Origin of the sequence: Paenibacillus sp. FSL R5-0810 (genome assembly GCF_038002285.1) — a bacterium.
In the GTDB taxonomy this organism is placed as follows: Bacteria; Bacillota; Bacilli; order Paenibacillales; family Paenibacillaceae; genus Paenibacillus_AQ; species Paenibacillus_AQ lactis.
Genome location: NZ_JBBOCF010000001.1, coordinates 3,439,514 through 3,461,025, shown reverse-complemented (window position 1 = coordinate 3,461,025; position 21,512 = coordinate 3,439,514). Strand labels below are relative to the sequence as shown.

Sequence of the window (21,512 nt, the reverse complement as noted above, 5' to 3'; positions counted from 1 at the left end):
AACGCAGTAAAACCCTACATTATGAACGAAGGACGGTTAGAGGTGCGCACAAAATGAAGGATGTACCTAAATACATACTCCTGCTGCTGCTGATGATGCCGCTCATGTCATTCTGGGACGCGCCCGCTCATGCGCAAGCTGCTCCCGCGGTAATCTCCGATTGGCAGGTGTTGTGGGAGTTCGAGGATCGGGAAGGGGACGTGAATCCTGCAAGCATCAGGAGCCGCAGTCAATGGATCGATGCAAAGAAGGGGATGGCATCCCCCCCTCGGCCGGACGGGGCTGTTTCGTCATGGAACCGGTTCACGCTGCCGAAGCTGCCGCCGGGACAATCGGCTGTACTGATCGAGCGGGTCAAGGGGCAGGATGTGTCGGCTTTTCTGGAAGAGCTGCCACTATACGAAGTAAAGCGGGATTTTGTATATATGAACCATACGCTGCTGCTGCCGGTTACCGGAGAGGATGCCGGCAAAACCGTCTATATATGGTCGAAGGGAACGGATACTGCATTAGGGATCCAAGGGGACATCGTGCTCGGAGAGTATGAACATATGCGGGGCGTATTCATCAAGAAGGATCTGGAGGATTTCATACTTGGCGGCTCCTTATTGTTCATCGCCGCGGTCATGACCGTATGCTGCCTGTTTCTTCCGCGGCATACGGTACCCAGCTGGCTTGCCCTGTGCATCGTTATTTTTGCGTTCGGTGCGCTGCTGATTGCCTATTCGCCTTTCCTCTACACGTTCTATGGCGATCTGGGAAGCGTATGGGTAACCCTGTTTGATACGGCTTTGTTTGCTATCATGCCTGCCATGTTTTTTTATTTTGAAAAAATATACGGTCCGGGTCCTTACCGGATCATCCGCTATGGCCGAAGATTCCAGATGGGCTATTCCGGGCTGTGCCTGATTTTGCTTATCGTTCAGCTGGTCGGCACGCATCCGTTTCCTCAGCTCTACTATTTATTTACAGTGAAGATCCTCGGTATTCTGATTATTCTGGAGCTGTCGCTGCTTATCGGAATTACGATCCTCTATGCATCCAAACGTAATAAAGACGCTTATATTTTCTCGTTCGGATTCGGCATAATGGCCCTGCTGACGCTGGGTGACCTGATAAGCTTCTATATGAAAGACCGCAACTATGAATTCTATTTATGGAAATGGGGCGTTATTGCGCTCGTCGTATCGCTGATCGTCATGCTGGGGCGAAAATTCGTCCGGAGTCATCAGCAGGTGCTCGAGTACTCCCGGGAGCTGGAGCTGTTCAATAATGAACTGCAGCGCTCCGAGAAGATGGAGATTATTAGCGAATTGGCCGCTTCGGTTGCGCATGAGGTCCGAAATCCGCTGCAGGTGACGCGCGGCTTTATGCAGCTGCTCTCGCAGAGCGCCAAGCCGGATGAGAAGGAATATTTCGCTTTGGCCTTAAAGGAGATGGACCGGGCGTCGGGGATCATTACGGATTTTCTGACGTTTGCCAAGCCGCAAGTCGAACAGATTGTGCCTCTGAACGTGTACGAGGAGCTAAAGCATGTTACCGGCATTCTGCTTCCGCTAGCCAACCTTGCAGGCGGTACGATTGAGCTGGAAGAAGCAGAGGATTTATGTATTACCGGTAATTCCTCCAAGCTGAAGCAGGCGATGATTAATATCGTGAAGAACGGTATTGAAGCTCTCGACGGGGAAGGTACTGTCCGCATTTGGGCTTATGCTCAATCGAACGAGGTCATTATCCATATCCAAGACGATGGGGTCGGGATGGATGCTCTTGAGCTGTCCAGGCTCGGAGAGCCGTATTTCTCGAATAAATCCAAGGGAACGGGCCTCGGTCTGATGGTTACCTACCGGATCATCAAGTCGATGAACGGCACCATACACTTCAACAGCAGGAAAGGGTTCGGCACCGAAGCGATTATCCGCTTCCCTGCCTGTGCATCGAACCATCAAGGAAACCCAACTTAAACGCGTTTTTAGGAGATACCGGATCGGTATCTCCTGTTATTTTAGCAGCAAAAGAATAGAAAAATTTTTCATAATTATGAATTTTAGAAGGGGGAATGTTTTAACGCATCGAATACTTTTAGGAGGTATTCATTATAATGTTTGAGGTGCGTGCATGAGATCTGGATGGAGAATCGGTATGTCCCTGATCATCACAATTGGTATTACCCTCGGCATTCCGGGGTTATCCTCCGGCGCTGCCAGTGCGCCAGCGTCAGCTGTGATTAAGGAGTGGCGAATTCTATGGTCGGATGCAGGGGAAGTGCCGGATCGTGCGCCGCCAGAGGGGGAGATTTGGGTGGAAGGCTCCGCCCGGATTTCCGAACACCCGAAGCCGCAGAGCAAGACGTCGGCATGGATTCATATGAAACTTCCGGATATCTCCTCCTCCTCGCAAGGCATACTAATAGACAAGCTCCACGGACAGCAGGTAGCGGTGTTTGCCGGCGAACGGAAAATCTATGAATCCGCGAGAACCTACAATTATGAGCTGAACCATATCTTGCTCCCGCTGCATGAGGATTTATCCGGCCAGGACCTGTATGTATGGCTGGAAACGGCAAGAGATCATATTATGGTCGACGGAAAAATCGTGATCGGCCCATACCACGAGCTTCTGAACCGGTTCGTCCGATCGAATCTGGGCGATATCATTTTAGGCAGCGCCTTCTTATTCATTGCCTTCGTGATGCTCATATGTGCTGTCTTTTTGAACAATAAATATCTGGTCGCCGTCCTTTCTTTGGCCTTTACCATCCTATCTGTCGGCATCCTGGTGTTTACTTACTCCCCTTTCCTTTACACCGTTTTTGAAGAATACGGAAACATCTTTACACACATGTATGATATTTCATTACTCGTCCTTCTGCCTTCGTTCAGCCTGTTTTTCGAAAAAATATTCGGTCATGGCTGGAAGGGCATGCTTCACAAACTGCGCAATTTCCAAGTGTTTTACTCCTTGTTTTGTATTCTGTTCCTGATCGCCAATCAACTGGCCGCAAACCAGTGGTTTGGGCTGTACTACTTCTTTTCCGTGCAGGTGCTCGGCGTTGTTATGATCCTGCAATTCACGCTGCTGATCGGAAGCTCGATGTATTTTGCCATCAAAGGAAACAGGGATGCCGTCATTTTCAATGCAGGCTTTGCCGCGTTTGCCGTTATCGGATTGGGCGAGCTGCTGCAGTTTTTCCTCAGCCGGGGAAGCTATAATCTGTTTCTATGGAAATGGGGCGTTGTCGTCTTTATCGTATCGCTCATTGTCATTCTGGGGCGCCATTTTGCCAAAAATCATGAACGGATTCTCCAATACTCCAAGGAGCTGGAGATGTTCAACAATGAGCTGCAGCGCTCCGAGAAGATGGAGATCATCAGCGAGCTTGCAGCCTCGGTAGCCCATGAAGTCCGCAACCCGCTTCAAGTAACACGAGGATTTCTACAGCTGCTCATGGGCAAGGCCAAGGCGGCTGAACGCGAGTATCTGGATTTGGCGCTGGTGGAGCTGGATCGGGCGTCGGGCATTATTACGGACTTCCTGACCTTTGCCAAGCCGGAGTTCGGCAAGGACACCGTGCTTCAGATCTCCGACGAATTCAAGCATATCGAGGGGATTCTTGCACCGCTAGCGCATCTGCATGGCGGAAAGATCACCGTAGACATTCCAGAGGACCTTGCCGTACGCGGCAATTCCTCCAAGTTCAAGCAGGCGTTCATTAACATTATCAAGAACAGCATTGAAGCTTTGCAAGAGGAGGGGGTCATCCAGATCCGCTGCTATCAGAAGCAGGGGCGGGTATACATACACGTCGTGGATAACGGCGAAGGAATGGGGGAGGATGTGCTGGCCCGGTTAGGCGAGCCGTACTTCTCCAACAAGACGAAGGGGACGGGACTCGGGCTTATGGTCACGTTTCGAATTATCGAGGCCATGGATGGCAGCATTCAATTTACAAGTAAAAAAGGAGTGGGGACGGATGCCGTTATCACGCTGCCCGCAGCTTACGAATAAAATCGTAGGCTGCGGACTTGGCGGAAGGCTTCCAGTCCCCACTCTTTGCTTCGTGTTCTTCCATGTATGAGTAAATCCCGGGCTGTTATGTAGTCTTTACCAGATGGCTCTTTCTTTGGCTTCGGACTTGATCACGCCTGCCGGATTCGGAGGGATGACCAGGTACAGCTCATTGGGCTGCTCTTCGAGCGTTCTTACTTCAATGTGGTCGGGGATTCGCACGCCAAGTACTTCCTTGATCGCTGATTTCGGATCGCTGACCAGCTTTGCTTTAAAGCTAGGATCCTCCCATGCTTTTTGAATCAGTTGTGTTTGAAAGATGGCTTCTGTTGTCATTAGAATCACCCTTTCAAATAAATGGTTATAATTTACTCTTTAAGGATACCATGGAATAAATTTAAAATCTATTATTTTTTGGTTGATATAGACAAATAATAATTCAAACCGCCTAAAGCCAGGGTTTGCTTGCTGTTTTCGATATGATTTGCATCCGAAATGAGCTCGTCCACCATCGTATAATGGAAGGATATCAGATTCGGCGCGTCAAGCCTGGTCTCTGTCAGGCGGGTATGCGTCTCAGCTGCAATCGCTGCATAAGGCTTCAAGAGGTTGCGGATATAAATCGCCTCTTGAGCTTCCGCTTCGGTTAGCGCTGCATCCCAGGGACGCCCTAGCCTTGCTTTAATCATGGCGAGCAGGCAGTTGTAGCTGCCGTCTGCAAGATCCTGCTTCCAGTCCATCCAATCGTCCATCATCTGCAAGGTCAGCAGCACGTGGTTCATCATGTCATTCGCGGCAGGAATCAGCTCAGGGCGTTCCGCCAGAAGGAGGACGGCAGTGCTGCCGAGTTTAACCGGAGCGGCCTTCTTGGCGACTCCAATCGGCACGTTCACGAAATAATCAGCGCTGCTCTCGTGAATGACGCCATCCGACCATTCTTGATTATAAACTTTGAAAAATTGCCAGAATGCGGAGTCAGGCGGGAAGTAAGCTTGGTACATCGCAAGGAATTCCGAATATAAAAGGGTCGCGAGTGCAAGATGCTGTTTCACATGGAGCGGGGATGGACTCTCCCGAACAGAGTCCATGATGTCGTCTTGAATGAAATAGTAGAGCATGCCGATGATGTTGGCTGCTGCCAGGTGGCGGTAACTTTTTGCTGGGAGTGTGGTAAGTTCTTTCATCCAGAAGGGAAGTAGATAACAGATGTAGTTTTTGGAGCTGTCTTGCTCGAAGACGTCAAAAGCGCGCAAATACGAAATTCCGAGTTCATTCAACGGAGGGGGCAGGTCCGACAATCGAGCTTCGCATTGCGCAAATACGGCAGCAAGATCGTCCTCGAATGGCTTAAACCAATTCATCGAATCACCAGCCTATTTCTATTTTATTGGGAATTACTTACTTTTAATTCTAGCATGAATAACTTAATAGTTAAATATTACCATTCAAATTCAGGGGAGATTCTTCCGCTCGGTATGGAAATCGATGGAACGATGCCTTTTGTCCGAGATCTGTTGTTTGATCAAGTCCTCAGACGTTTAAGAATGAAGTGTACACCGATAACTGAAATGACCATAAGGAGGTAACTCATATGACTCAGAAAATTGTTGGTGCTTTTCGTTCGGAAGAGGAAGCAACTCGCGCTATAGAGGAACTAAAGTCGCAAGGGTTCAGAGCAGATGAAATCTCTGTCATTGCAAAGGATCGCGGTGAAACGTCGGCGATTGAGGAAGAGACAGGGACGAAGGCGCCGGAAGGCCTGGCGTCCGGGGCAGCAACAGGCGGCGTCCTGGGCGGCGTAACCGGACTGCTTGCCGGGCTCGGCGCGCTTGCTATACCGGGCATCGGCCCGATTGTCGCTGCAGGTCCCATCGCTGCCACTCTTACGGGAGCTGCCGTCGGAGCAGGCGCAGGCGGGCTGGTTGGAGGATTGATCGGACTCGGCATACCGGAAGATCAGGCGAAGGAATACGGAAGCTATGTGGATGAAGGGCATATTCTCGTCATGGTGGATGCGGATGAGAGCCGCGGCGGAAAGGTATATGATATCTTCCGCAGCAACAGCGCGCTTAATGAGCATCATTACCGTCAAGGAACAACGTACAACGGCACGGGCTCCCCAATCGATTCCCGCACGGAAGCGGCGGCGGCTACCGAGGATGCCGTTCCGGATCCGAATTTGTATCACGGCTATGGCAACGGGGACGGAGGCGCGGTGAGACCTGATGGTGTAAGCACGGGCCGCGAAGGGTCATCTAAGAGACTTTAAGATACTATATATTACTCTATAAAATGAGGGGCTGTCCCACAAGATCATCGATCTGGGGCAGCCCCTCTTCCTGCTGTCAAGCCACTTCAGTAACCGTTATGGATTTCCTTTCGCAGTTACGGTTTGCCATCAATCACTTTATGCCTATTAAATCTGGAAAAGCGGCTCATCTCTAGGATAAAAAATTTACTATCAGGCCAAACCTCGGTGAACATTCGGTTCGATGAGTATTCGGTATCCGTTGGCTTATTTAAATATACTGCAGCCCGGAGGTATACGGCAGCGGAATCGGGTCGAACGCTGCTGTCCCTTGAATCCGGTACGGAGACAAAGGGTCGAACAGGAGCGACAGCAGTCCTTCGTCATCCAGGACAACAGTCTCCCCCGAGAGCGTAATGCGATAAGGTCCATGCTCCCCATCGGCTTGGATGGCGCCTTCCGGCAGCAGCGGAGCCAGCTGATCCAGAAGCCGGATTCCGTTCACCAGGTAAACCGTCCCGTCATTCTGGATCGATTCCGGCATGGCACCGGCGGATTGAAGCAGCGCGGCGAGCTCTCGGTCCTGCCAGGCCAGTGGAATGATCAGCTCCGGCAGGTTAAAACCGGCGATTGCTTCAGCAATGACCAGCGCGGCGGCTTCCGGGCTGCCGCCCCATTCCACAAGCGTGGATGCGCGGGAAGGCGTCATCACGGTTCCGGGCACGGCAATGATTGCGAATGCCGACAATTCCCCGTTCTGCTCGGCGACAAGCACTTGCTGCTCAAGCCGGATCACGTTGGAATAGGCGCTTGCGTCAAGCAGCTTGCCAAGCTCGGTAGGCGTCGACATATACCCAGCTTCCCGATCTTCCATAAGCGCGTGCACTTGCAACAGATCCTCCGGCTTCATGGCCCGGATCTGAACCTGCTTTGCGGTGGAGGACCGAAGGGGCTCGACCATGGAAGGGGTCACCTGAAAGCGCTGGGCCCGGCCGAACAAACGGCTGCCGGCACGGGTGTACAGGGATCTCCCTCCGGAGATGAAGATCAGGGATGCGCCTGAAGCTTCGCCATGCTTGATGCATGCTTGAAGCAGCGAACCGGCAAGCCGCTGTCCCCGATAGTCTGGGTCCGTACATACGGATCCGATCGAGAATACGTTCAGCCTTGCTCCGTGGATCTTCATCATAAACGGGACAAATCCCATGAACGAGACAAGCTTCTCTTGATCCCATGCTCCGTATGAATGGCTGATACCCGGAGAGAAGATAAGCGGGAAGGATACGCCCATGGAGGGCTGCTCGGGCTGCTTAAGAAAAATACGATCGGATAATTCAATCGCTTGGGTCAGTTGATCGGAATTCATGATAGAAATATGCACTGGGGTATTTCACCTCCCTATGATTGTCACTTAACACCAGTATAAGGTGACAGACCTCGGGATTTCCAGTAAACGTTTACAAATTAATAGATTTTTATGGATAAAACGCTCTCAGCACCCATCACCTGAAGAACAACATGATTCAATTCACAGCCGGCTCGGCAAAGAGCACTTATGATAGGGTATAAAAACAGAGAAAAATCTTCATCCTAACTTCATCTAAGAAATCGTGAATTGCTTTGCAAATAAGATGAAAATCTGATATTATAAAGACAAGGATTTAGAATAAGTCTAAATACAATATCAACTAAAGGAGACGATATAGATGATGAATACAAATACGAACGCGAATGTAAATTTGACTCAAAACCTGCAGGGTGAAAACGAGCTCCACAGCATCCTTAATCTCCAAGTTGCGAACTGGAGCCTGCTGGGCGTAAAGCTGCACCATTACCACTGGTATGTGAAAGGGCCACAGTTTTACGTGCTGCATGAGAAGTTTGAGGAGCTGTATAACGTGGCAGCCGATTACGTGGACGAGCTGGCTGAGCGGCTGCTGGCCATCGGTGGCAAACCGGCAGCAAGCATGGCCCAGTATCTGCAGCTGACGACGCTTCAAGAAGCGAACGGTGAGAACAGCGCTGAAGAGATGGTGAGCCAGCTTATCGCTGATTATGAAACGATCGCAGCCGAGCTTAAGCAGGGGATCGCGGCAGCCGATGCAGCAGGTGACGATGCGACAGCCGACTTGTTCACGGGCATGATGACCGATATTCAGAAGCATGCCTGGATGTTGAACGCATTTTTGGGCAAATAAGCGGCGTATACAGGTTGCTTGATGTTCATTACATTTCGAAAAACATCGTAAAATGGCCATCCCAGATGGGATGGCTTTTTCGTATGATTAGCTGGCTATAATGGGGCTGCTCGATTTGGGCGATATCGTGCTGAGGCATCAGTTTTGAAAAATACTGCGCCGTTTTTACGTTTGATGCGTATATACTCCATAGTTAACGCTGAATTGAAGAGGAGATTGTGAACATGGCAGAAATGGAATCACGGCAAGTGTTGGAGTCACAGCTTCAAGAGATATTGGTCTGGGAAAAAGAACAGAAAGACGTGATGTTCTGGGAAAAGCTCGGCAGAATCCCCTTCATGCTTCTGGATCGGCTGACACCGAAGGCCGTGCGGAATAAAATCGGCGAGGCGCTTAACGATGTCGGCAGCTTTATCCAGACCGGAGGCCAGTATCTGGTGCGCGAGCAGTCCGTAATGAATCTGTTGGCCAAAACGGCGGGAGCTGAGGGGACCGCTTCCAAGGAAGCCGAAGCGTGGGAGATCGAAGAAGAAACCGATCCTTCCCGTACAGGTGGCAACGCGGCGGATGGCTCAGGCGATCAGAAGCTGACCTTGACCGAGGCTTCTCGTTTGCCGCTGCAGGTGATGGATGCCGCGGCGGATATTTTGACAGCTAAACGTGTCAAATTTGCCGCCGCCCAAGGGGCAGCCACCGGGATCGGCGGCGTCTTTACGATTGCAGTCGATATTCCGATGGTGCTCGGACAGTCACTAAAGGTGCTTCAAGAGATGGCGCTATGCTACGGCTATGATCCGAACGATACCAGGGAGCGGGTGTTTATCGTGAAGTGCCTGCAGTTCGCTTCCGCCGATATAGTGGGCAAGAAGGCGGTGCTGGAGGAGCTCGCCAGCTTTGATGACGAGAAGGGGACGGATCAGGTATTCTCCCAGCTGCAGGGCTGGAGGGAAGTGATCCAGTCGTACACGGACAGCTTCGGAATGAAGAAGCTGTTCCAGCTTATTCCGATTGCCGGGATTGTATTCGGCTCGATCAACAACAAGGGCACCATCGGGGACGTGGCGGAAGCCGGAAAGATGCTCTACAAAAAACGTCGCCTGAACCACCGACTGCGCAATATGGAATATCCGCTGTAAGTTTTCAGCTAAGCCAGAAGAATGGGTGCAGATTGAGACTAAAAAGAGGGCCGCTCCGTAAATGGAGCGGCCCTTATGGATATGAATGCCTAGAGGAAAGCATCGTATAAGAAGTGATAGATTGCTTGTAAATCTAACTTGTACCTGTACTTGTTACCAGTACAGGTAACTTGTATTTAACGGTTATCCACTTTTTCCGGATACAGATCATGATTCATGAGACGCTGTGCAGCCATTTCCTCGTATTTGGTTCCGGGACGGCCGTAGTTGCAGTACGGATCGATGGATATCCCGCCGCGCGGAGTGAATTTGCCCCACACTTCAATATATCTCGGATCCATCAGCTTAATCAAATCGTTCATGATGATGTTGACGCAGTCTTCATGGAAATCGCCATGATTGCGGAAGCTGAACAGATACAGCTTCAGGGACTTGCTCTCCACCATTTTAATATCCGGAATGTAGCTGATGTAAATGGTGGCAAAGTCCGGTTGGCCCGTAATCGGACACAGGCTTGTAAACTCGGGGCAGTTGAATTTTACGAAGTAATCCCGATATGGATGCTTATTGTCGAAGCTTTCCAGGATGCCGGGATCATACTCGAAGGTATATTTCGTGCCTTGGTTGCCCAGCAGGGTAACCTCTTGCATTTCCTCTCTTTGTCTTCCAGCCATGAATGCATAACTCCTCTATATTATAATCGTTTTCTGTTCAGGTTCATTAGGCCATCAAGCGGTATGCCGGACAGCTGTCTAGACGCCGCGCTTATTGCCCCATACGAGCGTATGCAGCTGGGGAAGGACGCGCACATCGTTGAGCCGATCGGATTGCATAACCGCATTCACCAGCCACTCGTATCGCTCCAGCAGGTAGCTGACATGGGAGGACGTATCACTTGTGCTGACATCCGGGTTGCCGGTTTGCAGGTAAAACGGGACATTCGGATATCGCTCATGCACCGTTTCGGCGTAAGCCAGATCGGCATCGTCGAATACGACCACCTTCAAGCTGAAGGAGCGGCCGGGCTGGCGCGCGGACAAGCGGGAGATCATGATGTCAAGCTTCTCCCAATCCGTCTCCATACCGGAGCTCGGCGGCTTCGGCGATATGGTGACTTCATCGATGTCGTTCAGCCAATCCTGCCAGCGGGAGCCTTGCGTCTCTACCGCAACGGTAATGCCGTGCCGGTGCAGCTCATCCACAAGGGAGCCTAATTGGGACAGCAGGGCGGGGTTGCCGCCCGAAAGGGTGACGTGGTCGAACCGTTCTCCCCCAAGACGATACAGCTCCTGCCATATTTCATCAGTGCTCATCTTGCGGATCGAATCTGCCGCCGATCCGTCCCACGTAAACGCGGAATCGCACCAGGCGCAGCGGTAATCACAGCCCGCCGTGCGGACGAACATCGTTTTTCGGCCAACGACCATCCCTTCGCCTTGTACGGTAGGGCCGAAAATTTCCATTACCGGAATGGGGCGGTCGACGGTTGCCGCAGCGAATGCGCCTCCGCTTGTGCCGGTCTCTGCCTTACTATGCTGATTATTCACCTAGCATCCACTCCCGTCTGACCTCGGCATAGCTGGTCGGTGTTTCGAACAAACGCACGAATTCGGTGCGCGTTCCCTGCTGCTCATGGGATGGCTTGGCGCTGAGGGCGGCTTCCATTTTCTCAAACAGCCATACGACCATATTCTCCGCCGTGGTGTTCATCGGAGGCAGCGTTTCGTTCAGATATCGATGGTCGAGATAAGGCTCGATCTCCGATTTCCATATGTCCTTAATTTCACCGAAATCAACGGTAATTCCGACTTCATCCGGAATGCCGCTGATGCCGAATACGACTTTATAGGTATGCCCGTGGAGGTTCTTGCATTTTCCTTCATAAGCATGCAGATGATGTGCTGCATCGAACGTAAATTCCTTGGAGACGAGCACGCGCTTCCGGTGGTAGCGCAGGCTGCCGGCATCGATATCCTCGCCGAGCTTCTGCAGCCGTTCAACGATCCGAAATGCTCCAGGCTCTCGGCTCATACCGTGCGCCCCCCTTCAACGCTCGCGTTCCTGCGGCTCAAATATTTATCCAATCCGGCTTTTCTCAGCTTGCAGGCAGGGCATTCCCCGCAGCCGTCGCCTTTAATGCCGTTATAGCAGGTCAGCGTATGATCACGGATATATTCCAGGGCGTTCATCTGGTCTGCGAGCTCCCATGTTTCCGCTTTGTCCAGCCACATGAGCGGGGTATGAATGACAAAAGGATAGTCCATGGCCAGATTCAGCGTCACATTGAGCGATTTGATAAAGCTGTCGCGGCAATCGGGATAGCCGCTGAAGTCCGTCTCGCATACGCCGGTTACGAGATGCTTGGCTCCGATTCCTTTCGCAAGGACGGCAGCGAAGCTAAGAAAGAGGAGGTTCCGACCCTCCACGAACGTGGTTGGCAAGCCTTGGTCGCCTTCCTTGATTTCAATATCGGTGCGTGTCAACGCATTGGGAGCCAGCTGGTTCAACAGGCTCATATCGAGCACGGTTTGCTTCACGCCTTGTTCTTTGGCGATCTGGGCGGCGCATTCGATCTCAAGCTTGTGGCGCTGGCCGTAATCGAAGGTGACCGTCTCCACCTGGGCAAAGCGTTCCTTCGCCCAGAACAGACAGGTGGTGCTGTCTTGGCCGCCGCTGAACACGACGACCGCTTTTTCATGTTTAAGCATAAAAAAACCTCTCATTCTTCATAGTTTTAGGGGAGCCCGAAGGCCGATCCCGTAGAAGAATAGAGAAGTTCTTGAACTGAATCCGCAAAAAAACAAGCCTTATTTTCACGGCAGCTTAAAAAAGATAATTCGATGCCGAATAAGACAATGTAGTTTTTTATAGAGGGAGTTCGCGAACCTCTCCCATACGCTTTGCAGCGTATGGACTTGTCTTCTGTTGTCACTAGCGGCCGCTAGCGGCTCTTGCGCTGCAGCCGGGTACTTATGCCCTACATTATAACACGGGGACATTATTTGATAAACACTCCGCCAAAGGGAATTGCTTCCCGTAAGAAGCGCTTGATAATCCCTTCATCGTTGAATTCGTCGACCAGCCGCTGGTTCTGCCGCCCGGCCTGAAACAGGACATATCCTTCTCCGGTAAGCTTCCAATGGTAATTCATATGCTGGCTTGCCAGGTGGTTACCGTATACGGTCAAATCCAGTTTGGCTCCTTCCGGATAGGCAATGATGCTGCCTGCATCGACGTATAGCGGCTCCGTAGGGTGCAGCTTCACCTTGCAGACCGGACCTTGGGTCAGGATGCCGATGCTGCCGCTGCCGGAAAACTTCATTTTAATGGCGTCCCGCGTAACGAGCATATTTTTAAATTTCAAAATACGGGTCTGCATTGTTACATTACTGGTATAGAAGAATACATGCCTGAAATCGTAGAGCATGTCCTCCCCGCCTTCCAGCCGGATCTCATGCATGTTGAAGCCCGGAGGGAGGGCCGCCGTAAACTGGCTGGGACCGCTGATGTCGGCGCGGATCAGCTTCTTCTTCCGGTATATCCCTTTCACGTTCATCAGACGGTCGCTTCGCCCGGTCGAGGGACCCCGGTACGCTACAATCTGATCGGGATGCAGCACATGTGCAATGTCGCCGTCGGCCAAGGAAAAGGTAACCGCTTGTCCAGCCCCGCCGCCGGACGTATCTTCCATTCGGATAATCACACGCCCACCTCCTTTATCAGTCTGACTGGCTGCTTATTTAAAAGCGGTTCGTTCGGCGCATGCCGAATCGAAGGGCGCGTATCAGCAAAAAATATCCTGCAGCTAGCGCGGCCGCCGTAATCGCCAGGTTCTTCAGCCGTTCCGCTCCCCGCTTTCGGGCGGCTTCCGCTTCCTGCAGCTGGTTCACCATTTGCGTCAATTGCCGATTTTGCTCCGCTAGCTCCGCATTTTGCTGCTGGAGCTTTTCCGTATTCATCCGAGCCCGATCCAGCTCTTGCAAGGTTTGATTATAGCTGTCCTTCAGCTCGGTAACCTCTTGCGGCAATTCACGAAATTGCTGTATATTGTCGTACAAATTACTGATGTAGCCGGCGCTGGCCGTGCGGCCTCCGAGGGGAAGCGCGATCCCTGTCGCCAGTAATATCAAAGAAAGTCGGATCAGCTTAGATCGTGCAGACTTGTCCATGAGGGATCACCGTCCTTTGATATATAATAGTACATACGAAATGATAGAGGAACAAGTTTCCATAGTATCATTTACCCACTGGAGAGGCGGCGTTTCATCTCGGGCCGCCAGGATGTTTAATAGGCGGTTGAATCGGGTAAATAGATGTTGGCAAGCAGCGGCCAAGCATGCTCAGGCATGAAAGGCAGAATCCGACAAGGAATAATAGACACGCTTTTGAACAAGATGACAAACTAATAGAATTTTCGAAATAAGGAGATTATGCATATGAATAACAATAACGTGAAAAAAATCATGATTACCGTAAACGGCAAACCGGTTGGAAACGGCCTGGTTATTGATAAAGTCACCTACGCGCCCGGCGGGCGTGCAGAGGAGGCCCGCAGTGAAGCGAGCAGGGCTGCGAGCACGGTGATTGGTTAAGCAGGTCATACAGCGACTACTTTTTTTAGAAGGAGCTTTGGGTTCCCTGGGAGGAATGACAAGGCGGTTGCCGGTTATCTAATCGGCTCTGACAGAATCCATGACAAAGACTGCAGCGATAGAGGCTGCGGTCTTTTTTTGTCGAAAACATTTATCGAACATATGTTCCATGACAGTAAGATGTCCATCTCTATTGGTACATTATTAGAAGAAGAGGAAAGAGGTGGATGTATTGCAGTCAGGGTTGTATTCGGATTTTTTATGGAGCCATAACCAGGTAGCAGCTAGCGGCTGTAATCAAGTCTTTCTGCTGATCGAGTGGAGGGGTGGAGTCTTAGGGCCGAAATTGCCGGCAAAAGGTTCCAAACAGCTGCTCGCGGATCAAGTTCAACTGCATCTCCAATTGGGTGAGCGCGTGCAGCTTGGTGGTATGTACGGATGCGAAGGCGAAATGCTGAATGACCGGAATCTCTCATTATCGCTGGGCACATTGTCCGAAGGAAAGGTAAGGCGGCTGGTGCTCGATCTGTCGGTCGGCCCCCGGCCGTCAGGTGTTTACCCCATTGTCACGATGCTGTGGACTTATCTGGATGTGATCAAACAAAAGATGGTGCTGCAGCCGTCTCGAACAATCCCCCTCCAGTTCAGCAACAGTACGGCATTAATAAAGCGGGGCGCCGATCATCGTGTGGAAAAGGCACTCAAATTGCTGCAGAATCCGATGATCGTGGAGCAAGCCAGACAGGAAATGCAGCGTGGAAAACTGGCCGAAGGGGAAGCGATTATTCTTAGACGGGCCGATGAAATGCTGCTGTACGCCGCACGTTTAGAGGATGCCGATTATTTAAAAGAAGCGGAGGCTTTGTATAGGTTAAGCACTTTGTATATGGATACATACCGTAAGTTCCGTTCCCGCATTGCGAAAAGACAAGGACTTAAGGCTTATTCTGATGCTAGTTATTAAGAATCTTTGTCCAAAAAAGGAAAAATGATATCAGGGTCGAATGTACTATTTTATAGTCATAAAATATACGTCTAATTTACTAGAGAGATAGGGAGAATGCATATGACAGACAGACTGATCCGACTAATGAGAATCATTACCCTTGTACAAGCAAGACCCGGAATTTTGGCGAGAGAGCTTGCGGAACGCTGCGGAACGAGTGAAAGAACCATCTATCGTGATATGGATGCGCTCAGCGCGATGCATATCCCCATCACCCACCAGGGGCGCGGGCGCGGATATACGTTTATCGGCCATTTTGCCATGTATCCGCTTGGTTTGACGGAAGAAGAGGTGCAGGCACTATTCAAGCTGATGCCCGTAATGGACAAAATCAAACCGCTGCTGCCCATAGAATTTGAAAGCGCTTATGAAAAAGTGCTGGCTGCCGTATATAAACAAAGTGCGGAAAAGGCCGAAATCCAGGCGGGGGACCGTGATGATTCCTCTGTCCAAGCCTAATTTTCGCAGACGAAATCGCACATCGTAAATGTGAAGCCCCGAATGAAGCACATGGAATTGGCATGTGACAGTCATTCGGGGTTTTTGTTGTTTAGGACTATAAACTCATTCTTCTTCAATGCGAATAGTGTCTTAAAGACTATGAAAATATAGGGATAATATACCAAATTATATGAATATATGATAAAATGACTACAATTTATCTCTAGGGATCAGAATCTGTCAATTGCTGATCCGGATGGGGGTATAGCGGCACAACGTCCCTAAGCAAGGGCGTAGAAAGGAGATCCGTGCAAGGGATGCACGACATGCATAACTAGTTTATGAGAAATGGAGAGGGGAGCATGAAGATCGATGAAAAAAATCATTCTGACGATGTTGTTGAGTATGGTGGCATTATCCGTAGTGGGGACCTATGGAGCAGAGGCCTCGAGCCCAAGTCAGGTTGAAGTCCTATTGAACGCTAACAAGCTGAGCTTTCCGGATGCCAAGCCGTTCCAAGATAGCCAAGGCAGCGTCATGGTACCGATCCGGTTCGTCTCCGAAGCGCTCGGCGGGAAGATCAGCTACAGCAAGTCTGGCGGCAAGACGATCGTTGAAATTCGAAAGGGCGATGACCTTGTAAAAATGACCGTGGGCCAAACGAGCGCCCAGGTGAACGGGAAAGCGAAAGACTACGGGACGAAGGTGATCTTGAAACAAAACCGTACCTTTGTGCCGCTGCGGCTTGTCAGTGAAGGGCTGGGCGAAAAGGTGGAGTGGGATAAGGTTGGCCGGTGGGTCTGGATTGGTGAGAAAACATTCCGGAATACCGATGATGCGGAGTTTAAGCTGCGGCCGTTGAGTGATTTTAAGGCGTATATGAAAAATCCGTATTTATTTGAAAAGACTACTGATGTTGGTCAATTATTCAAAGGGATAAAGGTTATTACGACGAAACAGTTGCCAATCAAGCTAGGTAATGGTGAGATTATTTATGACATCAAGTTAGTGAAAAGAAAAGGTTATGAATACATTGCCATACGCAGTTCAGAGAGGGGAACACCAATTTTCTTTATGGTTAAAAATGATTATGCAAAATATCGTACCGGGGTAGATAATGCATTCGAGAATAACAGGGATGGTACTGCAACAAATTATTATCCGGTCGTAAACGGTACGGATAAATTCCAAACAGGAAAATACATTCAGACCCATGACTACACCAAATTTAAATTAAATAAAGCTGATTACATTGCCTTCAGCACGTACAAAGTTGATGACTATATCGTGGCACTCATTAATCCATTTAAATAAGGGAGTCACGGTATGTTGAGTGCGAAATTAAAAAAGTTTGCTCAGATTACGTTTTCCTTCCTAGTGCTAGTCACTACTGTACTTATTATAAATCCCGGTAAAGCAGAAGCCATCGGAGTCAATCGGATGTTTCAAGATCCCAACAACCATGATAAATTTTATTTTGTTGGAATGGTATACTATGAAACTTGGAGCAATGCTGCTGGGCAATGGGTTAATACACCACCTGGCGGTAAGACAGATGTAGATGGCTTTGATTACATGTTTGAATTTAACTCCTCTCGTAAAATAAAGGATATTCGGGTAAGCAAATTTGATTATAATCGGCAGTATGGAGATAAAATCTTTGAAGCTTCACGTTCCGTTGAAATGGCTCAGAATCCTAGAGATTATTACATACGAGCTACGTCACCTTCATATTTTTTTTCTGGAAGACAATGGACAGGGAAAGGTACTAACATTGCCAACGTTCCTGTGTATGTTACTGATGCTCTCCTAGTAGCTCCAATGGCTATTGACCGGAGACAAGAGGAGATGGATAAAAACGGAAAACACTTTGAACCGCTCGTCGAAGGCTGGCGCTACTACTTCCCTACCTTATTCGAAATCGAGCTTGAACCGGCGGAAGGAAATGCGATTATTAAACACTACACCACTACAGGGAAACCGCTACATGGAGTCCCCGGTTTTTCAGACCGGGAGGAGAAGCTGGAGAAGGATAAGCCCTATGCTTTTACGCACACACCGGGCAATGCGGATTATACATACAAGGGGCATAAGAAGAGCACAATAGCTGCTCCGAGCGGCGGCCCAATTACGCCGGGGGATCCGTATCCGTTTACCTATGACGGGTCTTTCCCTACCTATTACCTGTACTTTTACTACGAACCAACCAGGGACACACCGCCCCCGCCTGACCCGTCAACCGGAGCCTGTACGGAGCCCGCTCCAGGGCAGACGATCAACGGACGGTATATGGACCCGGTGGTGACGGCGAAGATCCTGGCCGATCAGCGTGGCAGCGAACGCTTTGACGTGCTGCAGGGAATTCCGACCTCCGAGAGCTTATACGGCAACATTCTGGCTCGCAGCTATCTTGTTCAGAACACGTTTGTCAAAATGACCGGGGTATGCACATTTGAAGTGAATGTGGAGAAGAGCTGGACACTGCACTGGGATCCCGGCAAGCCCGGACCAAAAGGACCGGACGGTAAGCCGACCACGGTACCGGATCCCCAGCAAGCGGAAGAGAAAGTGACGGAGCGATATACGGTTAAGCGTCCCTACTCCTATTGGGTGATCGACAACCTGGAAGTATACAGAATCAACCAAGGCCTGCTCCGAAATTATGCGCTCCCCGGCAATGAAATCCGCCTTGATCCGCAAGGCTATCAGCCGCCGCAGTATTCAACCAGCCAAACGGGTGCTTTCTATCCGCCTTCCCCGCCGGATCCGATCATAGCGCCGTCCGGCTCCTACGGAGGCAGCTCTTACAAGAGCAAGCCATCCCCGCCTAGCGAAAATCTGCAAAGCATCGCAGAGGCCGGCGTGGATCAAGTGGAGGTCGCCAATGACTCCCTCATTTTTAACGGAGCAACGATTATGGACAGCCGCCGGACTGTGGAGAGCGGTCCCACGCCGGGAAGCATTCCCGAGCCGCCTCAGATCCGCGAGAACGTGCTGTACAAGCCCGGCAACATGATTAGCAGCGATAAGGCCAATCGGGCGAATACAACAAGCGCCGGTACAATCGCGTATGGCCTGCTGCCGGGGAGCATAAATGGAGGCAGCGACAAGGAGTTCCCGATTTACGGTATCAATACGGTCACCGTTCATACTCCCGTGGTCAACTATTCCTCCGTAACGGATGATCGGGCTCATAATCAAAAGACGGTGCCGAATCCGGACCGGTCTGCCTTTATTTTGGACAGACCGTTTACGGTACGCATCCCGACGTCCGGACAGCATCGCAATATTCCGGGTTACGGAAATCGGGATTATGCCAAGTATGTAAGAGCGAAGCAGGTCTATTTTCCGTTTGATGTGTACAGCGGTGATAAGCGGACGTTCTACCCGAAAAATACGTGGATCACGATCCCGACAGCCCAGCTCGATACGGAATTTTTCCTGCCGGTCTGGGTTGATGAAGGGGATTATCAGGTGTATTTCCGTACGATTGCTGAGAATGCGCCGCCCGATTATACGACGCAGTCGGGCGCAAATGTGGATTTGATCCACCATGCAGCCACAGACATCGAGCCTGTAGAGGTGATCGGGCGGATGTATGATTTTCATATTACCGATATCGCGGATTATAACTGGGAGGGGGTCTTCCGCAAACAGAAGGGGAGCGCCGTTCCAAGCGGTGTCTCCTATTGGACGGGACTTCGGGATATCGATGGGGGAGTCCGGGGGAATACCGCTCCATACATGCTCCCAATCGCGCCAGGGAAGCATCCGGCTAAAGGGTATAACAATGCCGCCGTGAAGACGGGCTACCATTTCAAATTCGATTTGAAGACCAAGGGCAATATGTTCGGTGCCGCAGACGGGATCGCGATCACGCCTAGCTTTTATTTTGTGGGCAAGGATGGAACGGGACGGCAGGAGGTGGATCTGTACTACCACAGCGGAGACCGAAAGTTTATACGAATCGGCTCCCCTGAGGACACGGAGAAGCGATATGTCATTCTGAACGAGCGGCTTCGAAACGTGCCGTTAGCAGAGCTTCGGGATACAGCCGACCATCTGTACCGTCAAGGCGGGGCATCAGCCGGCATGCCTGCTGAAGCGTTCACCAAGCAGTATATCGAGAAGCTTAGCAAATCCAAGACCTGGGTTGGCCGGTATGACTGGCTTCTGCTTCCGTCAGGGGTGCGTACGTTGATCGGGCCGAAAGCAGGGCTGCCGGCAACGGTGGATGCCGGGCGAGCCAACGCTGCAATCCAGCGGTGGTATGGGGAATACAGCATTCCCTCTGATGTATATGTCGTCAAGAAAGGAACGAATATTGCAGAGTACGGTCGAACCCGGCGATTGGATGAAAAGTCCGATATTTTTCTGAAAAAAGGATATATCATCGTTCGGTTTAACCTCGAATCGATCCGGGATGGCAACACGGCAAGGCCGCATCTGCAGTATATTCATGCTCCGCTGATGAACCAATGGAGGCTGGAGGGGTACGCAAGTTCTTATACCGATCCCTACGGGCACCGATTCAGCCTGCTCGATGGCGATGTCGTATTCTATCATGGCGACAAATCCAGTAAGGGGGACTTCCTTTCCAGGGTACCGCATTAATGTCTTTACAGCAGGTTTGCTGCAACCTGGCTTGGAGCGTCATTCAAAGATGGGCCAATCAAGCTTCGAAATGCTTGATTGGCCCGTTTTTTCCTTTGTGCCTGCGGTCCATCTAATTTCAGCAGACTTGATCTCAAAAGTGTTCGACTAGTAATCGGGCCATGCCTGGTGATCATATAGATAACGGGCGAAGGCCATCGGATTGCGGTAAGCGGTTCTCCACGCTTCCTCCATCCCTGCCTCTAAGAATCCGTAGCGCTGATCACATCCGTTGCATTCGATGAAATATAGCTTCCCATCCGCAGTAATTCCGATGTCGAGACCGAAGTCCGCTGCATACGGTATAAACAGGGACAGCACGTGGGCGATATGAAGGGAAAATTCCGTGATTCGTTTCATCATGAGCGGAACCGGCAGGTCCGGCAGGCTGTTCTGCAGGATATACGGGACCTGGTAAGCCGATCCGCCCTGGGCGATGTTCGAGACAAATGTGCGCGGCGGCGAGGTCTTGGCGAACATGCCCGCTACCTCCCAGGCTCCGCTGCCTCCCCGCTGAACGGTGACGCGGATGTCGAAAGGGCGTCCCTTATACTCGGCCAGCGGAATGCGTTCCTGGGCAAGAAAGGGAGCCCGCCGGATTCGCTGAAAGATCAGCGGATGCAGATTTCCGGCTGCAAGCTTCACGGTTCGCCAGCCCTTCGCTGAAGGAGAGGAGCGGGAGTAGGTGAGCAAGCTGCCCCCCGGCGGACTGCTTCGCAACCGCATGATCCCTACGCCTACGCTGCCGCTGCAGGGCTTCAGGACCAGGTCGCCATACTCGTGAAGCATCGTTCGAATGGAGGCAGCGGTAGCTTTTACCGTATGCGGCAGGGCAGGTGTGACCTCTGGGTCCTGCTCCAGCATACGATGTATAGCATCCTTGCCGTACCGGGTGCGGCCGTTGTATACGAAGAATCCGTGCTGGATAAGATCTTCGATCTGGGATCGTTCCCGCCGATGGGAATAAATGGCCCGCATATGAATCGCCCGTGGAATCGGAATACGCACGCGTGTATATCCGTACGGCCGCTTCGGCATAAATCCGGTGACCTCTCCGGTTTCAAGCGAAATATGGCGGATGGTAAAAAAACAAGGAACCAGTCCGTATATGGCAGCTGCTTCTTCATAGTTGCTCAGTGATTCGGTACCGATTCTCCCGCTGGAAATTCTGCGATACGTGCTGTTGTTAAGCAGAATGCCGACAAATTCCGGATGCATGGTCATCCTCCT

20 protein-coding genes are annotated in these 21,512 nt (G+C 51.0%); 10 read left to right on the top strand and 10 right to left on the bottom strand.

Annotation, left to right across the window (positions count from 1 at the left end; all coding sequences use genetic code 11):
• Nucleotides 1-53 precede the first annotated feature (53 nt).
• Together MKX76_RS15710 and MKX76_RS15705 are read left to right on the top strand one after the other, a co-directional pair.
• Complete coding sequence (locus tag MKX76_RS15710) at nucleotides 54-1,964, top strand: HAMP domain-containing sensor histidine kinase (protein WP_341034133.1); 1,911 nt, start codon at nucleotides 54-56, stop codon at nucleotides 1,962-1,964.
• 154 nt (nucleotides 1,965-2,118) lie between these two features.
• Nucleotides 2,119-4,008, top strand: coding sequence for a sensor histidine kinase (locus tag MKX76_RS15705; protein ID WP_007130824.1), 1,890 nt, complete (start codon nucleotides 2,119-2,121; stop codon nucleotides 4,006-4,008).
• A gap of 96 nt (nucleotides 4,009-4,104) precedes the next feature.
• Here the strand turns inward: MKX76_RS15705 and MKX76_RS15700 are convergent, their stop codons facing one another.
• Nucleotides 4,105-4,344, bottom strand: coding sequence for an NHLP leader peptide family RiPP precursor (locus MKX76_RS15700; RefSeq protein WP_007130823.1), 240 nt, complete (start codon nucleotides 4,342-4,344; stop codon nucleotides 4,105-4,107).
• 71 nt (nucleotides 4,345-4,415) lie between these two features.
• Nucleotides 4,416-5,369, bottom strand: coding sequence for a hypothetical protein (locus MKX76_RS15695; RefSeq protein ID WP_341034132.1), 954 nt, complete (start codon nucleotides 5,367-5,369; stop codon nucleotides 4,416-4,418).
• A gap of 230 nt (nucleotides 5,370-5,599) precedes the next feature.
• Here MKX76_RS15695 and MKX76_RS15690 point away from each other — a divergent pair, with 230 nt between their 5' ends.
• Nucleotides 5,600-6,277: a general stress protein gene (locus MKX76_RS15690; RefSeq protein WP_007130821.1), complete on the top strand. Its 678-nt coding sequence runs from the start codon at nucleotides 5,600-5,602 to the stop codon at nucleotides 6,275-6,277.
• 250 nt (nucleotides 6,278-6,527) lie between these two features.
• Here the strand turns inward: MKX76_RS15690 and MKX76_RS15685 are convergent, their stop codons facing one another.
• A complete protein-coding gene (locus MKX76_RS15685; protein WP_341034131.1) occupies nucleotides 6,528-7,637 on the bottom strand; it encodes a GNAT family N-acetyltransferase in 1,110 nt (369 codons plus the stop codon).
• Between the two features lie 328 nt (nucleotides 7,638-7,965).
• Here MKX76_RS15685 and MKX76_RS15680 point away from each other — a divergent pair, with 328 nt between their 5' ends.
• Both MKX76_RS15680 and MKX76_RS15675 read left to right on the top strand, forming a co-directional pair.
• Entirely contained in the window at nucleotides 7,966-8,454 is a 489-nt protein-coding gene (locus MKX76_RS15680) for a Dps family protein (RefSeq protein WP_341035049.1), read from the top strand.
• A 224-nt stretch (nucleotides 8,455-8,678) separates the two neighbouring features.
• Entirely contained in the window at nucleotides 8,679-9,590 is a 912-nt protein-coding gene (locus MKX76_RS15675) for an EcsC family protein (RefSeq protein ID WP_028406451.1), read from the top strand.
• A 176-nt stretch (nucleotides 9,591-9,766) separates the two neighbouring features.
• Here MKX76_RS15675 and queF read toward each other — a convergent pair whose 3' ends face one another.
• From queF to MKX76_RS15645, 6 genes are all read right to left on the bottom strand, one after another.
• Nucleotides 9,767-10,264 (bottom strand): preQ(1) synthase, encoded by a 498-nt coding sequence (gene queF, locus MKX76_RS15670; RefSeq protein WP_007130817.1) that lies wholly within the window; start codon nucleotides 10,262-10,264, stop codon nucleotides 9,767-9,769.
• Nucleotides 10,265-10,342: 78 nt separating this feature from the next.
• Complete coding sequence (gene queE / locus MKX76_RS15665) at nucleotides 10,343-11,137, bottom strand: 7-carboxy-7-deazaguanine synthase QueE (RefSeq protein WP_445669844.1); 795 nt, start codon at nucleotides 11,135-11,137, stop codon at nucleotides 10,343-10,345.
• Nucleotides 11,130-11,621, bottom strand: coding sequence for a 6-carboxytetrahydropterin synthase QueD (gene queD / locus MKX76_RS15660; RefSeq protein ID WP_007130815.1), 492 nt, complete (start codon nucleotides 11,619-11,621; stop codon nucleotides 11,130-11,132). Before queD ends, queE begins: the two co-directional genes overlap by 8 nt.
• Complete coding sequence (gene queC / locus MKX76_RS15655; RefSeq protein WP_341034130.1) at nucleotides 11,618-12,298, bottom strand: 7-cyano-7-deazaguanine synthase QueC; 681 nt, start codon at nucleotides 12,296-12,298, stop codon at nucleotides 11,618-11,620. The genes queD and queC overlap by 4 nt, the downstream gene beginning before the upstream one ends.
• A 290-nt stretch (nucleotides 12,299-12,588) precedes the next feature.
• Complete coding sequence (locus tag MKX76_RS15650; RefSeq protein ID WP_007130813.1) at nucleotides 12,589-13,293, bottom strand: AIM24 family protein; 705 nt, start codon at nucleotides 13,291-13,293, stop codon at nucleotides 12,589-12,591.
• Nucleotides 13,294-13,330: 37 nt separating this feature from the next.
• Nucleotides 13,331-13,759, bottom strand: a complete 429-nt coding sequence (locus MKX76_RS15645) for a hypothetical protein (protein ID WP_341034129.1) — start codon at nucleotides 13,757-13,759, stop codon at nucleotides 13,331-13,333.
• A gap of 267 nt (nucleotides 13,760-14,026) precedes the next feature.
• Here MKX76_RS15645 and MKX76_RS15640 point away from each other — a divergent pair, with 267 nt between their 5' ends.
• From MKX76_RS15640 to MKX76_RS15620, 5 genes are all read left to right on the top strand, one after another.
• Entirely contained in the window at nucleotides 14,027-14,182 is a 156-nt protein-coding gene (locus MKX76_RS15640) for a hypothetical protein (RefSeq protein WP_341034128.1), read from the top strand.
• A 223-nt stretch (nucleotides 14,183-14,405) separates the two neighbouring features.
• On the top strand, nucleotides 14,406-15,146 hold the full coding sequence (locus MKX76_RS15635; protein ID WP_341034127.1) for a hypothetical protein: 741 nt from the start codon (nucleotides 14,406-14,408) through the stop codon (nucleotides 15,144-15,146).
• 102 nt (nucleotides 15,147-15,248) lie between these two features.
• A complete protein-coding gene (locus MKX76_RS15630; RefSeq protein ID WP_007130808.1) occupies nucleotides 15,249-15,647 on the top strand; it encodes a helix-turn-helix transcriptional regulator in 399 nt (132 codons plus the stop codon).
• A gap of 354 nt (nucleotides 15,648-16,001) precedes the next feature.
• Nucleotides 16,002-16,943 carry a copper amine oxidase N-terminal domain-containing protein gene (locus MKX76_RS15625; RefSeq protein WP_341034126.1) on the top strand — a complete coding sequence of 314 codons (942 nt, stop codon included), beginning with the start codon at nucleotides 16,002-16,004 and terminating at the stop codon, nucleotides 16,941-16,943.
• Nucleotides 16,944-17,477: 534 nt separating this feature from the next.
• A complete protein-coding gene (locus MKX76_RS15620) occupies nucleotides 17,478-20,243 on the top strand; it encodes a DUF5704 domain-containing protein (protein WP_341034125.1) in 2,766 nt (921 codons plus the stop codon).
• Between the two features lie 147 nt (nucleotides 20,244-20,390).
• Here the strand turns inward: MKX76_RS15620 and MKX76_RS15615 are convergent, their stop codons facing one another.
• Nucleotides 20,391-21,500: a YheC/YheD family endospore coat-associated protein gene (locus tag MKX76_RS15615; protein WP_341034124.1), complete on the bottom strand. Its 1,110-nt coding sequence runs from the start codon at nucleotides 21,498-21,500 to the stop codon at nucleotides 20,391-20,393.
• Nucleotides 21,501-21,512: the final 12 nt, after the last annotated feature.